Source organism: Halalkalibacter sp. HAAS-P014 (assembly GCF_056619965.1).
This window is the reverse complement of the sequence record NZ_JBWQTV010000002.1, coordinates 231,213-246,824: the sequence shown is the minus strand read 5'-3', so window position 1 is coordinate 246,824 and position 15,612 is coordinate 231,213. Positions and strand designations below refer to the sequence as shown.

Sequence of the window (15,612 nt, the reverse complement as noted above, 5' to 3'; positions counted from 1 at the left end):
TCTATCTCTATTTCAGTTACCAAGCTCTGGTTTAAATTCGCTTGTTATTTCTTGATAACCATTCCCTTGCTCATACACTTCTTCTCTCTCGACATCAAAGTGTTCCATAATAGGTAAGTCACTTACAGAAAAGAAGAACGTATCTTCATCAGCCACATGCTCATGCCATGCCCAATTTGGAACAATAAAGTAATCCCCTTTTGACCAATCAAAACGTTGACCATTAATCACACTATAACCAGACCCTTTATACACTTGGTAAATAGTCGAATGTGTATGGCGATGTGCTTTAGAATGGAATCCTTTTGGTAGCTTCTGCATCCAAGCTGCAATCGTTGGATTCGCTGTTTTACCAGTTGAAGGATTAATGAACTCAACTGCGTATCCATCATAGGTGTCTGGCTCAAAACGACTTAGCCCTTCAATCGCTGCCAATGTTCGATTCCACTTATATGAACCAAGCGGTGCTTTTTTCGGATGACGATCAGAAATGGGACGCATCATCCCACCCATATAACGTTGTGCAGAATAGTTATCTGGTACACTAGGTTGTTCAATTTTTTCTGGATAAGGCTCAAAGAAAGTAGCCCCCATCATGTAAACAGTTGGAATATCAAGAACATCCATCCAAATCATCGGCTCCTTCCCAACATGACCGTGACCATGCCAAAGATCTTTTGGTGTAATTAGGAAATCCCCTTCTTCCATAAAGAGGCGTTCACCTTGAACAATCGAATAGGCACCCTCGCCATGCGTGATAAAACGAAGCGCATTTTGAGTATGACGATGAGATGGAGCCTCTTCACCTGGCTGAAGCAGCTGCACAGCCGCATAGAGCGTTTGACTCGTTGAAGCCCATCCCCATGGCTTGCGATAGTCAAGTCCTGGATTTTGAAGATAGATCGCTCTTCTCTCCCCACCGCGTTCTGGAGTGAAAATTTGCGCCGCTTCACCTAATTTCTTTTCAAGAAGGTCCCATTTCCAAAGGTAGGCCTCTGCATGTGGCTCTGGTTGCTTATGCATGATTGCTGGAATCGCTTCCCAAAGGGGTCCAAGATTATACTGCCTAATATCGTTCGTGAAGTCTTGAACAATTTTACTTTTAAAAAAATCATTTTTCTCCGCCATGCTTATTCCACCTTTCGTTCTATCCTTAATTCCTTAATTTCGACAAATTACGCTGGATTTGGCCTTCATGTTTGTTAACATGTTGATCAATTAAATGATCAATAATAAAAGAAAGTGGTTTAGTTCCAAAGTTCGGATTAACACTTGTTGCTTCTGTCGCAAGTTGTTCAGGCGTCAAGTTTTCAATCCCTGCTTGAACCGTTTGTTTCACCTGTTCAAGTGATCGTATTATTTCATCTACACTAATCGCGTCTACCGTTTCAGGTTTAACCGCTTTCAAACGTGGCTCGTGTAAATGATTTCTTCCCCATTGTTTCCCAGGCGTTTCAACAAGCTGTTCAATTTCTTCTACCCAATAAGGTAGTGCTTCAACGATATGTGCCATTATTTGCATGATCGACCATTCATTTTCTGTTGGATTCCATCGAATTGTTTCTTCTGACAAACCTTTCACTGTTTCAATAATACGATTAATCGACTCGTTAACCGACGTAATATTGCTTTGTGTCATGCTTATTACTCTCCTTTCACCGTACGTACTGTGTTTTCTAACACGCCTACTTGATCGATTTCCACGCGTACCACGTCTCCATCTTTCAGCCAAACTTGAGGTTCCATTGCTTGAATGACACCACCAGGGGTTCCAGTAATGACGATATCACCAGGCTCTAATGTTGCAAGACTAGATAAGAATGATACTAAGTGTTTTACTGTGAATACTTGATTAGCTGTATTTGTACGTTGACGTTCTTCTCCATTAACTGTTAACACCATTTCCAACGTTTGAGGATCTTTTATTTCATCTGAAGTAACCATCCATGGCCCCATTGGTAAACTGCCATCCACTGTTTTACCTTGTAACCATTGAAGCGTACGTCGTTGAATGTCGCGATACGTCACGTCATTTGCTACTGTATAACCTGCAACATAATCTAATGCCTCTTCTTCTGAAACGTTTTTCGCGCGTTTACCGATGACAAATGCAAATTCTGCTTCATAATCTAGTTGTTCTGAAACGGGGTAGAATGGAATATCATCTTGTGGCCCAATAACCGTGTTTCCAAATTTAGCAAACAGAACTGGATTCGAAGGAAGTTCACGCCCCATCTCTAAAATATGCTCACGGTAGTTATGTCCTACTGCAAAGATTTTTCCTGGTTTTGGAACTGGTGCTTCTACTTTCACTTCATTATATGGATAAACCAATCGATAACCGTTATCTTCTTTGTTCGTAACTGCATAATCGATTGCCTTTTTAGCTAGTTCCATGCTTTCTAATCCACCTTGTAGCAAACCAGTCATATCAGCTGGAACAAACGCTTCGGCAATTTGCTCAGCACGAATTTTCCCTTCTGATTTAAGTAGCGCTTTATAAGAAGTATGTACATCGATTACTTCTTCATTGACAATTGCTCCAACACGGGAGATTCCTGCATGCTTAAATGTAATTAATTTCATTAGTTAGTTTGCTCCTTTTATTCTATTTTTTTATGATTTAAGGCCTAGACTTGAATTCAATTTAATCTTTTGTTAGATTTAAGCTTTTTATTCGCTCTTTATTTAACAGAAAAGCTACTATTTTTAAAGCTTCTAAAATTATTCATCATTTATGACAAATGGAGTGCGAAAGGCGATTGACGTGAAAAGATCCCAGCCTCTGGGTCAGTTAAAAAAAGAGGGGCTCTTTGTATCAAATACTTTCTTATGCAGTATATCTTTCTCAAGACCCACAATTCTATTTTTATCCTAGTCATATTGTTATTTACTGTATCGCCACATATCAATGAGGTAATCCCTCTTTTCTTAATGTTTCAATTTACCTGACCATATTCGGTATCCATAATACGATGTCTTGCCAAATCGTAATGATTAGTAACACGACAAATGAAACAATCAAAAAAGGAAAAATTGATTTTGTTAACTCTTCTATTTTAACTTTCCCTATCGAAGAGGCTATAAAAAGACCAGCTCCAACCGGAGGAGTAAGCAACCCGAGCGTTAAATTGATACATATAATAATCCCAAAGTGAACTGGATCAATGCCATATGTGGCTATTAAAGGCAGATAGATCGGAACTAAAATAATTAAAGCGGCAATTCCATCGATCACCGTACCCACTAAAAGTAACAAAAGATTTGTTAGCAATAAAAATAATAAAGGACTTTCTGTTAACCCTATCATCCCTCTTGCTATCATTTGCGGGATGCCTTCAAACGTTAACACCCAACCAAATATATTCGCCATGGCTATAAGCAACGTAACAGTAGCTGTTGTCATAGCTGTATTTACTAATATCTCAGGAATGTTTTTAATTTTAAGATCCTTATATAAGAGGAATCCTACAATTACGGCGATCAAACAGGCGATAGCTGCTGATTCAGTCGGAGTAAACACACCACTTATAATCCCTATGATAATGATTCCAGGGACCAGTAATGCTGGGATAATTTTAAAACTGGCCTCTAATACATTTTTCAATGGTTCTTTCTCTGAACGGGGTAATTCATAACGATACCCTATGTACATAATAAGAAAGATAAACGAAAGTCCTAATAAAATACCAGGCACGATTCCAGCTAAAAACATCGTCCCTATCGACGTTCCAGATTGAACACCATAAATAATAAATAACATACTTGGTGGAATAATCGGACCTAGTAATGCAGCTGCAGATGTAGTTGCAGCACCAAAAGATCGCTTATACCCTTCCTCTTCCATTGCAGGAACCATGATTTTGCTCATCATCGCAATTTGGGCTGTTGCAGAACCGATAATAGATGCTAAAAACATATTGGCGACAACATTTACGTAAGCTAAACCTGCTCTGTAATGTCCAAATAACACTTTAGCAAAACGAACAAGGCGTTTTGTGATGCCCCCTGAATTCATTAATTCTCCAGCAAGCATGAACAATGGAATCGCTAACAATCCATAACTTGCTAAGCCAGAATATAATCGTTGTGGAACCGTATTTAAAAGTCCTAAACTACCACTAATGATGATATAGGAAACACTCGTTATTCCTAAAACAATCGCTATCGGTATTCGTATTAATAATAAAACGATAAACACAAGTAATACTAATAACATAATAACCCCTCCTTTTTTATAAAGTCTCCTTTAAGCTTAGTAAAAATAAATGAATCGAATGTATACTCATAAAGAAAAAGCCTAAAGGAACGCTTAAATAAGGGTAAATCATTGGAAGTTGCATAGAAGCCGATTTCTGTAATACGATATTTGGTGAACTCAGCCATATAAATGAATAATACACGATAAGTAAACAAAAGATTAAGACAATTAAAAAGCCAATATTCGCGACTATCTTTCTAGGTTTATCGCTTAATTTATCTACTAAAATCGTAACGGCAGCTGTTTGCTGCCGTTTCACACTCATGCTTCCGCCTAAAAAGGTCAACCAAACTAAAGTGAAAATCGCAAACTCGTCACTCCAAAATAAGGGACTATTTAAGTAATAACGGAAAAACACACCAGCTGTAAGTGCTACAAACATAGAAATAATCAAGATCATTACTAGCGTCTTTTCTAATTTGAAAACGTAATCACTTATTTTTCCGAATATATTTCCTAAAGTCACTTCTATGCCCCCTATACGTTTTATTGATTGTTTTCAATAAACGTTTGAATTAGCTCATTATTGCTGTACTTTGAGTAGATTTGTTCTTGAATTTCGGTGAAAATTGTATGATCAAAATCCTCAACGACATTTAATCCTTCTTGTTTCACAAACTCTAGATTACCTTCTTCTCGTTGAATAGCATCTTCTACTCCCCAGTCTACCGCAGCCTCCATCGCTTCTTTTACAATTTCTTGGTCCTCAGTAGATAGTGATTCAAATACTTCTTGGCTCATGACGACGACTGCAGGAAATTGCATATGTTTCGTTAAGGTTAAATCGTTGGCAATTTCTTGTAAGTTAAGAGAGACAAGAGCATCTAAATCAATATCAATTCCATCAATCACACCCATTTGTAAGGACGAATATACCTCCCCAAGTGGCATTGGAGTGGGACTAACTCCTAAGCCTGTCCAAAACTCCTGCATAACTGGATTTCCAATTATACGCAACTTCTGACCAGACAAATCTTCTCGCGATTGTATGATCCCGTCTTTCATTAATACATGTCTTTCTCCAGCAAAACTAAAATCTAATCCGACTAGTCCTTGTACTTCAAGCTCATCTAACATTTGTCGTGCTTCTTCAGATTGTCTAGCTTGACTTGCTTCTTCTAAGTCTTCAAATAGAAATGGCATAAACCAAGCATTCAAAGATTCAGACCTTGTACTCAAATACGCATTTGTGATGAACCCAAAATCTAACATACCTGTTTCCATTTGTTGAACCATATCGGCCTCAGACCCAAGCTGTTCACTTGGGAAAACTTGAGCACTCATTCGTCCATTTGAACGAGCTTGAAGCTCTTCATTAAATTTTTCCGCCGTAACTGTCCATCCATGTGATGGTGGTGTTACCAACGATACATTAAATGAGTAAGTTGGTCCTTCCTCTATTTCATTCCTATTTTCGACGGGTCCACATGCACCAAGTATTATTACCAAAACTATCGATAGCATACTTAGAATGACCTTGTATTTTCTCAATATAATCCCCCCATGTTATAGCTTAATGCTTATACTTCCTTATCTGTCACTTGGATATTCAAGTGACAGATGAAATTTCACTAAACGGACAACACCCACATTTACGGGATAAAAACAATGATAATGACTTCAACTAATCCAGAGCCCACATAAATCATTCCACGAAGAGTTGGTTCAAATCCTATTTCAAATACAGGGAGCAGAAGTGAATAATCTTTTTTACTTAAATTCGCTGCCATGACAAAAAATCCTAAGACAATCACAATCGGTAGTAATATTCCGTTGACGATAGCAATCGTACGTATCGTCGTTGCAGCCATAAATAAACAAAGAATTAGAAAACTTATTGCAATAATAATCTCAAGGGTAGTTGGTAAATAGTAACTCTTATCCACAGTGTTAAGTCTTTTAGTGTAGTAATACTTATAGCCAATAAGTACAGCGCTATTAATACAATAACAATAGTAGCGAGCGGTTTGCCGTGGTTCGATTTCATCCACACATATATATTTTCTTGTTTCGTCCTGCGAATGATGAAATAAATCAAAGCGATATAAATAAGATACGGTGCGAAGGTAAGTATATCGAAACCCATGCATCCCAACCTGCTACTTCGAGTAAGGAAGGTATTATGATGACGTGATTATTTAAACCTGTTGACATCATAAACAGGAACACTACATGAAAAGTGGTAATTTCTTTATGCTGCACCATCCCCCTCCCAAATAAAAGATTATTCTTATCATGCTCTAAAGGAATTTAATATGTATTTTGGAAATATTACGTATGATTTGTTGCTTTAAAGTAAAGTTTGATGATTTTGATACTATTAACCTTGATAAATGAACAAAAAGAAAGAGCGTGTTTTGAAAAAAGATTGATCAAAACACGCTTTTAATACATTCAATTGAATCATTTTTCATAAAAAAGTTTGATCATTTCTGTGACCCTTCTTCCGTTAAATGGCCCGATTGTTGGATACCTACTTCCTATAAATAAAACTTCTTTAACAATGTACATTCTTTCATAAATGAAATTATTTGTTGCTCAGTATTTGTCTACTACGTAATTCAGAGTTACATCTTAATCTTTTCCGATTGTTTAACATCTCAATATTTAGTAGCAATCCTTATCTATTTTCAAAACTTTATCCAATATAATAAGATAACAAAAGTGTTAATAGGCGCTTACTCTACTAATGACCTTATGCATTCTTCTGTCTCATTCTTCGGACTATTCACCAATGTTGAAACCTCGTATGCTCTCATGTCATGGACTGGATATGGCTTTATAAGGTCGTTTAAGATTTGGTTTTCTTCCACACTAGGGTCCAACCAAACTTTCCTATTCTGTTTACTCAAGATAACTGGCATCCTATCATGAATTTCCTTCATAAGCTCATTAGGCTCTGTTGTAAGAATAGTACAAGAAACAATATCCTCATCATCAGACTTCCATCTATCCCATAATCCGGCAAATGTAAAGATTCCATCATTTACAGTTATTCTATATGGCTTTTTGTTTTCTTTAGTGCGCTTCCATTCATAGAAACCATCAGCAACAATTACACAACGGCGACGTTTAAGTAATCGCTTAAAAGCTGGCTTTTCATCAACGGTTTCACCACGAGCATTTATCATCTTAAAACCAATTTTAGAATCTTTTGCCCAAACAGGTACAAGTCCCCACCTTAAGTAACCAGCCCGTCTCTTTTCACCATCTGAAATAATACTTAGCACAGGCTGACTAGGGGCTATATTAAATCTTGGTTTATATTCAGTTAATTCTATTAGCAACTGCTCTTCAATTTGTTCTTTAGTCGCTGTCAAAGTAAACCTTCCACACATGAGTTACCACCTCTAATAATTAATATTGGTAAGTTTAACTTAATAAAAGAACGTACATTCCTAATAATGTTATTTTTTCGGGGCATTCATTCTTAATAAGCCAGTTAGTTGCTAAGAGGGGACTAGCCCCTCTTACTAGTGATATCAATTATAAATTGTAAATCGTGTAGGCATATTTTAAAATGAGCATGATTTACATCGTACAACATTTTCATCCTTTCTCCCTATTGTGAACAAACCCCCGACCCTCCAATCGGATTAATTATCGTGATATACGGCAATATGTCATGCGCTTTAGGAATAAAAAATTCAATTGTTATAATACTGGCTTACAAATCTTCCCGTTTCACAGATTTGGTAAAAGCTTCCTCGCCGCTAAGAATAACCATGTACAAAGAACAAAAGGCATTGTTAAAGTAGGTAATCCATAAGGTAAAAGAAATATGCTAATGCTTGCTGTTATAGGTATTGTTAAACAAGCGGCGATTATACCAGAATGTAGTGCAAAACGGTTTTGTTTACTATTAAAAACAGCAGATACGGCTATAATAGTTAATATCGCATTATACCCATAAAGACCTGCTGTAATTAAAGAGTGCTCTGCCCCTAAAACATATGCAATAATGACAGCAGATACACTTCCAATGACTGTATAAAATCCAAATTTTCTTCCCGTTATTAATACAGCAATAAATAATAAAACCCCAGATATTGTGTTATCTAGGAAAATTATTTGTCCAAACCCATGAATGATTGCTTCTATATACTTGATTTCTCCTACTATACTTATTTCCCAAGTTGTTAAATCCTGAGGCACCAATTTAGAATTTATGTTAATATTTTTAAAATTGTAAGTAGAAAGCAATATAATCCATGTCAGGATAATAAAGGGGAAAGTAAGAGTCGGCATTTCTGTTTTCCTCATAAAGTGATTCATGGCTGCTGTAAAAATTGCAGCTATCGCTGATCCAACTAAAGCAACAAACCACACATAAGGTCCAGTTAAGAATATTGCTAACGCTACTCCTGTCACCACAGAATTGAATCCTAATAAGCCTTGTTTTATACTCTTTTCATCTCCTCCTCCAAGTTTTGCAACTAAAGTGCCAATAAATGATGATAGTAGAGCAATAATACCTAAATAAAAAGAGGTAATTGATATTGCAACAAGGATTAGTAAACCGGTAAGGGCATTTTCAATCAACAATATTTGAGAAATTCCTTTGAGGGATGCCGATACGAAAGGGAAAAACAATCCTCTATTTAATATATTGGGTTTAATTGTTTGCATAGTAATCCCCTTTGGATTGTAAGTAAAGTTTAAGGCTTATTTCAAAAAACACCTTCAGGGAATCACGAATATCTTCATGACATTCGCTCTACTCGTGAAGGTGTTTAAAATAATCTTTTACTTTAGTCTCTGTAAGGAACTCATTCTAGTTTTGGAATGAGTACTATTGAAGTATTAAATATTACTCCAACCCATCTATATTATTAAACTTTTGAAGAATACCCGTTTCAATCAAATATTGGTTCTGTTCTGGCAATTCTGGGAGAACAACTGGTTCATATCCACCATTATAGTATTCTTCTACGTTTTCTTTCGTGAGCACTACCTGAGGGGAGAGAGTTACTTCCGGTGGTTCGGCACCGTTCAGTATAGCTACGCCCATCGCCATGATATACTGTCCCCAGTTACCCATAAAGAAACTTCCTTCAGCAACCCAATTCTCATTATTTCTTAATTCATCTAACCCTTGCTTGCTTCCACCTAGTCCCGCTACCAACGTTTTCTCAGTGCGGTTGGCGTCTTCAATAGCACGCCATGCTCCTATAGAAGAATCATCATTTATGGAATAAAGAAGAATATTACGGTCTTCTGGAATCGTCTGAATTACGTTCCTTACTGCCTGATAGCTTGATTCTAATGTTGCCTCTGAATCAACTTGTATTAAGTGTTCCCCAATAGTTGTGGTCATCGGAGTAATGTCTTCAGGTTTAACTTCTTGCATCCCCATTTCCTCCGCAACGGTAACATAGAAATAACGGACGCTGTTGTTTATTTCCCATCCACCTTTTGAACTTTGTACCAAGAGTACTGTTGTATTATCAGCTGTCCAACCTTTTTCCTTGGCTATCTCTGCAACTACCTTTCCAGTATCAATTCCAATATCCTCATTGCTCAGATTAAACAATGGACTACCAGGAACCGGAATGTTAACCGCAATTGTAGGAATGTTCGCGCTTTCAAATACAGCTTCAAGTGATTTACCTACTCCTTCCACACCATTATATTCAATGATTAAGTCTGGTTTCTCTTGAACCATTAATTTAGCGTTTTGTAGAGCCGTAGGACCATCAAATTTGTTATCGTAAGTTTTCAATTTAATACCAGCTACTTCTGCAGCCTCTTTTACCCCTTCACCCAGTTCAACGAATAATGGTCCTGACTCCGTGACATTAGCAAAGGTGAAAAAGTATTCTTCTTGTTCAGTTTGTTTTTCTGCATGATTATCTTCATTTTTGGATTTTTCTGAAACTTCCACCGAGTTTGCTGGTTTACTGTTTTCACCACATGCTGTAACTAATGCCATCATTACAATGAGAGTGAGGACAAATAACTTTTTACTGTAAAAATTCATCTGGTTCGCCCCTTTTTCAAATAATTTATTACGTATTTACCTCTTCAATTGCTTATTCCTCTGAGTTGTCATTGCGAAGACGACTTGAAATAACAGCAATTAATAGTACGACTCCAGTTGCAATTTGTTGGTAAAAGGATTGGACCTGGATTAACGCCATACCATTTGAAAGTGTACCGAGAATGAGTACGCCAACAAGAGTTCCAATAATTCCTCCAGTCCCTCCTGCTAAAGAACCCCCTCCCAAAATAACAGCAGTAATGGATAATAAATTAGTGTCAAGTCCCATCGTCCCTGAGCCAGCCATTAATTGACTCGCTACAACAATCCCTGCTAACGCAGCCAAGGTGCCACTAATAACGTAAACTAAGAACGTGATAAAATCTGTTGAAATACCTGCTAGTCTAGTAGCTTCTTTATTTCCTCCTAATGCATAAAGGGTGCGACCGAATAAAGTATAATGTAGTGTAATAAATCCCAATACACTTAGTAATATTAACAACCATACATAATAAGATATACCACCCACTGAACTGCCAGCAAGAAAGGCTGCATCTGGATTCTCTAAGGCGGTTGTCAACCCACCAGTAATGACGCTCGCCAAACCGGCGGTAATCGAAAAAGTACCAAGTGTCGCTATTAATGGAGTGATCTTCAACTTACCTATCAACAACCCATTTAATAGACCTACCATCGCCCCTATGGCTAGGACGATTATTATTGCTAAAGGTACGTTAACTCCTGCATTTATTACGGTTACATAAACGACCGCCCCTAGAGGAACTACTCCACCAACTGAAAAATCGAACCCTCCTGAAATGATGGTAAATGCTTGACCAATGGCTACTATCCCAAGCACTGCTATACTATCTAGAATATTTAATGTATTTGAAAAACTAAAAAAAGAATCTGTAATGGATGTAAAGAAAATGAGTATTATCACATAAAAAAGAAATAGTAATGCGACATCGTTTAACTGCTTTCTCTTACTTTTGATTGGCTCTGTCGATGGTAAAGTAGATTCAGAATCAGCCTTTAATTTCATTTAATTACTCCTCCATTTATCTAAGAATTTCCCGAGGCTAACCGAAGAACTTCATCTTGTGAGATTTTTTCTCCTTTTAATTCTCCAACCAAGGCACCGTCTCGCATAACTAGTAATCGATCACTAATATTAACTGCTTCTTCCACATCAGAGGTTACAACAAGAATTGCCGAACCTTCAGAAGCAAACTCCCTAAGTTGTTTATGAATTTCCAATCGTGCCCCTATATCAACACCACGTGATGGTTCTTGGAGAACCAGTACTTTCGGATCCATCGCAAACCTTCCTGCCAAAAGAACTTTCTGTTGATTCCCCCCACTCAACTCCGATACCTTTTGTTCAATACTCTGGCATTTTGTGTTAAAACGTGAGGTGTATTTTTCAGCCGTTTTACGCTCTTCCAAAGAGTTCATTAACCCTAACTTTGCTAATAGTCTTAAGATTGGAAGCGTTGCATTTTTTTTAATCGACAAATTCAATACCAATCCTTGCTTCTTTCGGTCAGCTGGTACATAAGCAATGTTGGCTTTTTTAGCCTCTAAAGGGGTACGAAAAATTCTGTGTTTTTCACCTTTTAATATTATTTCTCCTTCAATCTCTTTTTGGAGCCCAACAAGTCCTTCAGCTACTATTTCCGCACCACATCCACGTACCCCAAAGATACTTACTACTTCTTTTTCTTTCACATTAAAAGTCACATTTGATAAACTCGGTAACCCACGACTAGACCAATTTAGAACTGAAAGAATTGGATTATCACTAAGATACTCGAACTTCTCAAGTGTAATCTGTTCTCTCTTTTTCCCAAGCATATGAGTGATTAATTTTTCATGATCACTATCTGCTGTCTGTTCAGAAGCGACAAGTCTTCCATTTCTGAAGACATCTATGCGATCACTAAAATTAAATACCTCATCCATTCGATGGGATATATAAACGATTCCAACCTTTTCTTCTCTCGCAAGCTTACCGATAATGCGAAATAGATTTTTGCTCTCATTATCAGATAATGAAGCTGTAGGTTCATCAAGTAAAATCACACTCGCTCTTCTTGATAGAGCCTTAAGAATTTCTACAATTTGTTTGTCTGCTAATTTCAATGAGGACATCTTACGCAAAGGGTCAATATTTAACCCAAAACGTTCCGCCTCATTTTTTGTTCGTCTTATCATCTCTTTGTAAGAGATGAATCCTTTTCTATTCGGGATCCGGCCTAGCATAACATTCTCAGCAACCGTGAGTTCCGGTACATAAGCGAGTTCTTGTGGAATAAAGGCAATACCGTTTCTTAAAGCATTCTTAGGAGGGAATAATGTCACTCTGCGGCTTTTCACATAAATTTCACCTTCATCAGGTTGGATTGAACCGGCTATAATCTTAGCGAAAGTTGATTTGCCTGCCCCATTTTGTCCAATTACTGCAACTGTTTCTCCTGGCATTAACCTGAACGTAACATCTGAAAGAGCTTGGCTGGAACCGTAACTTTTCGAAACTGACCTTACCTCAAACAAATAATCTAGTTTAGATGACACTATTCACCCTCCCACTTTCTCAATTTTTTATATTTTTGCTTATTACCAATTTACAGATATCCACTTCATCGATAAATTCTTATCCTACAAAATACAAGTTACTTCTGTTAACTTTTAGCTAGGATCAATTGGGGTAATAACATCTGAGTGCGCCTCAATAACCTCAGCGGCTTCAAGCAAAGTATCCTCACGAAACCTTCTTCCTAAAAGCTGAACTCCAACGGGCAGCCCTTTTGCAATGGATGTAGGTACAGCGAGAGCTGGAAATCCTAGTACTGGTATCGACACCATTGACCACTGTGCTGCCGTAACTCGACGCATACTCTCTTCGCTAACTATATCGGCATCCTGCTCAAACGCTTGTTCAGCTGATACCGGCAGCAACAATATTGGATAGTCTTGTAAAAACTGCTGTAACTGCGCTATTAGAGTACCACGACGAGCATAGCCTTCCATGTAATCTTTCAGACTAGGATTCGGTCCCCACCAATCCTGCTGAACTGCATAGTAGTGTTTGGCTGCCACTTTCATACCTTCATCTCCAACCTGTTCCACAAGAGGCATTATCTGCCGAAACTCTTCCATACATAGCAAATACCAAAGTCTGTATGCTTCCGCGAGTAGAGGTATCTCCACCTCTTCTACAACATAACCAGCATTCTTTAAATTCATTGCTGCTGTATCTAAAGCCTGATTAACCACAGGGGTAGGTTTTGCCACACCAACATCTCGCAATAATCCGACACGAATTGGCTTTTGCAGTGACTCACCAACTAATGGAACTGGCATATGCAACGGGTCACGCGGATCAAAGCTACACATACCTGACAGTGCCAATCGAAGGTCAGCCACCGTACGTGCCAAAGGCCCCTGAACTAACATGGATTGATTTGATAAAACTTGATCAACATCGACTGGTCCACTCCACTGAGGGACTCTCCCAACTGTAGGACGTAATCCAGGTATTCCACATGCATAAGCAGGGTATCTAATCGATCCACCACTGTCATTACCGTGCGCAATCGGTACCATTCCTGTCGCAACAGCTGCAGCTGCACCACCACTTGAACCACCTGGGGTTCGCGAAACATTCCAGGGATTGAGCGTTCGTCCATGCAAATCATTATTTGTAAACCATCTAAAATTGAATGCTGGAGAATTGCTCCGCCCTACTAAAACTGCCCCCGATTTTCTCAAATTGGCAACTTGAGGACTGTCTGTAGCAGCCATATTGTCTTTAAAGGCAACAACACCGTTTGTGGTTGCATAATTTACCTGATCACTGTTTATCTTTATGGAGACTGGTACCCCATGGACTGGGCCCAAATGTTCTCCATTAGAGACAGCTTTGTCGGCAGCATCGGCTGCAGCTAACGCCTCCTCTCTGGAAACCTCTACAAGGGCATTAACCAGTGGGTTCACTTCCTCAATGCGATTTAAGCAACTGATAACTGTTTCACGTGATGAAAACATTTTGGTTCGGATTCCAAGAGCCAACTCCGTTGCAGGCAATTGCCATAATTCATGTTTGTTCATTCTTTAACCTCCTTTGTTTTTTGACTATTTATAATATTTGGACTTAATGGTATTATATATCTAGAAAGCGCTTACTAAAATGTCTATAATTAGTACTCTATTGATAGAAAAAGTACTTAATTTAGTATCTAGATTAAAAGGGGGAACTGTCGTATGCTTTCTCAAATCAACTTGTCCAAATCAGAGAATGGACGCATGATGCAATTGATTTCCGACTTATCCGTCAATTTTAAAAATGGGACAGATGAACTCCAGCATCTGCTATCTCAATATTTCGGCTATCATTCGTCAGTTTTTTGGAAAATTGACCAAGAAGGCAACTTATCCGATCCGACTAACCACAACCTAAGTGATTATTTAGTAGAAGATTATGTTAATTATTTCTATAATCATGATTATTTGCACCCCCAAAAACACATAGATTTATACCGTGAGAACATTGTTTTACGAATGGAAGATGTCATTTCCAAGGAAGAATATAAATCCTCAGCCTATTACAAGGAATTCATGAAAAAACACGGCCAATACCACAAAATGACGATAACATTTTATTCACATAATAAGTTCGTCGGTGTTCTTGGTATGTGCAGACCCCAATCGGAAAAAGGGTTTACTGAGGTTGATTTCCAAAGGGCACGGACTCTGTCCCCAATCGTATCAAATTTATTATACTTAGAAAGAGAATATGAAGAACTGCGCCAAGAGAAAGAATTATTGGAGTCATTTGCTTCCAAAAGCGATACGGGCTTAATATTGCTCGACCAAAAATATGAGATTATGTATATGAATCAAGCAGTATGGGGTATTTATAGAGAAACAAATGTATATAAAAGTATGGAGGACTTTGTAGAAGAAATAGTTTCAAACCTCTCAAATCAGTTAATGAGTCCCTCTATGCTGAGGCTGAATGGATACAAAATTAAAATCATAGGCCATCAAGAGCTATTTTTATCAAGGGAAAGCCGTTATGCTATTATAATAGAAAGAGATAAAGTAGTAACCCTACAAGAAAATGATTTTTTTAATGAACTGACAATGCGAGAAAAAGAGGTTTGTTTTTATTTAAAAAAGGGTTGCACTTATAAGGAAATTTCAAGCAAACTATTCATTAGTGTCCACACAGTAAATAAGCATGCTAAAAATATTTATAAGAAGTTAGGGGTCAACAGTCGATCTTCATTACAAGCCAAGCTACTTTTATGAAGGAACTGAGTAAGATTTAATATAACGCCGGAATTTTTTCCGGCTTGTTTTGATA

General features: G+C 37.7%; 14 protein-coding genes. 1 reads left to right on the top strand and 13 read right to left on the bottom strand.

Annotation, left to right across the window (positions count from 1 at the left end):
- Nucleotides 1-12: 12 nt before the first annotated feature.
- The 13 genes from AC1FXZ_RS01945 to AC1FXZ_RS01885 form a co-directional block, all read right to left on the bottom strand.
- Nucleotides 13-1,128: a cupin domain-containing protein gene (locus AC1FXZ_RS01945; protein ID WP_480050478.1), complete on the bottom strand. Its 1,116-nt coding sequence runs from the start codon at nucleotides 1,126-1,128 to the stop codon at nucleotides 13-15.
- Between the two features lie 25 nt (nucleotides 1,129-1,153).
- Entirely contained in the window at nucleotides 1,154-1,639 is a 486-nt protein-coding gene (locus AC1FXZ_RS01940) for a DinB family protein (protein ID WP_480050476.1), read from the bottom strand.
- Nucleotides 1,640-1,644: 5 nt separating this feature from the next.
- Nucleotides 1,645-2,586, bottom strand: a complete 942-nt coding sequence (locus AC1FXZ_RS01935; protein ID WP_480050474.1) for a fumarylacetoacetate hydrolase family protein — start codon at nucleotides 2,584-2,586, stop codon at nucleotides 1,645-1,647.
- Nucleotides 2,587-2,944: 358 nt separating this feature from the next.
- Complete coding sequence (locus tag AC1FXZ_RS01930) at nucleotides 2,945-4,219, bottom strand: TRAP transporter large permease (protein WP_480050472.1); 1,275 nt, start codon at nucleotides 4,217-4,219, stop codon at nucleotides 2,945-2,947.
- Between the two features lie 16 nt (nucleotides 4,220-4,235).
- Nucleotides 4,236-4,727 carry a TRAP transporter small permease gene (locus AC1FXZ_RS01925; protein ID WP_480050470.1) on the bottom strand — a complete coding sequence of 164 codons (492 nt, stop codon included), beginning with the start codon at nucleotides 4,725-4,727 and terminating at the stop codon, nucleotides 4,236-4,238.
- A gap of 20 nt (nucleotides 4,728-4,747) precedes the next feature.
- Complete coding sequence (locus AC1FXZ_RS01920; RefSeq protein ID WP_480050468.1) at nucleotides 4,748-5,752, bottom strand: TRAP transporter substrate-binding protein; 1,005 nt, start codon at nucleotides 5,750-5,752, stop codon at nucleotides 4,748-4,750.
- A gap of 101 nt (nucleotides 5,753-5,853) precedes the next feature.
- Entirely contained in the window at nucleotides 5,854-6,351 is a 498-nt protein-coding gene (locus AC1FXZ_RS01915) for a hypothetical protein (protein WP_480050466.1), read from the bottom strand.
- Between the two features lie 588 nt (nucleotides 6,352-6,939).
- Nucleotides 6,940-7,599, bottom strand: coding sequence for an SOS response-associated peptidase (locus AC1FXZ_RS01910; protein WP_480050464.1), 660 nt, complete (start codon nucleotides 7,597-7,599; stop codon nucleotides 6,940-6,942).
- A gap of 346 nt (nucleotides 7,600-7,945) precedes the next feature.
- The gene (locus AC1FXZ_RS01905; protein ID WP_480050462.1) at nucleotides 7,946-8,890 is read right to left on the bottom strand and encodes an urea transporter; all 945 of its coding nucleotides are present in this window, start codon (nucleotides 8,888-8,890) and stop codon (nucleotides 7,946-7,948) included.
- A 181-nt stretch (nucleotides 8,891-9,071) separates the two neighbouring features.
- Entirely contained in the window at nucleotides 9,072-10,241 is a 1,170-nt protein-coding gene (locus AC1FXZ_RS01900; RefSeq protein WP_480050460.1) for a sugar ABC transporter substrate-binding protein, read from the bottom strand.
- Between the two features lie 52 nt (nucleotides 10,242-10,293).
- Nucleotides 10,294-11,286: an ABC transporter permease gene (locus tag AC1FXZ_RS01895; RefSeq protein ID WP_480050458.1), complete on the bottom strand. Its 993-nt coding sequence runs from the start codon at nucleotides 11,284-11,286 to the stop codon at nucleotides 10,294-10,296.
- 20 nt (nucleotides 11,287-11,306) lie between these two features.
- Complete coding sequence (locus AC1FXZ_RS01890; RefSeq protein ID WP_480050456.1) at nucleotides 11,307-12,818, bottom strand: sugar ABC transporter ATP-binding protein; 1,512 nt, start codon at nucleotides 12,816-12,818, stop codon at nucleotides 11,307-11,309.
- Nucleotides 12,819-12,932: 114 nt separating this feature from the next.
- Entirely contained in the window at nucleotides 12,933-14,354 is a 1,422-nt protein-coding gene (locus tag AC1FXZ_RS01885) for an amidase family protein (RefSeq protein WP_480050454.1), read from the bottom strand.
- Between the two features lie 153 nt (nucleotides 14,355-14,507).
- On the opposite strand from AC1FXZ_RS01885, the gene AC1FXZ_RS01880 reads away from it, so the two are divergent.
- A complete protein-coding gene (locus tag AC1FXZ_RS01880; protein WP_480050452.1) occupies nucleotides 14,508-15,557 on the top strand; it encodes a helix-turn-helix transcriptional regulator in 1,050 nt (349 codons plus the stop codon).
- Nucleotides 15,558-15,612: the final 55 nt, after the last annotated feature.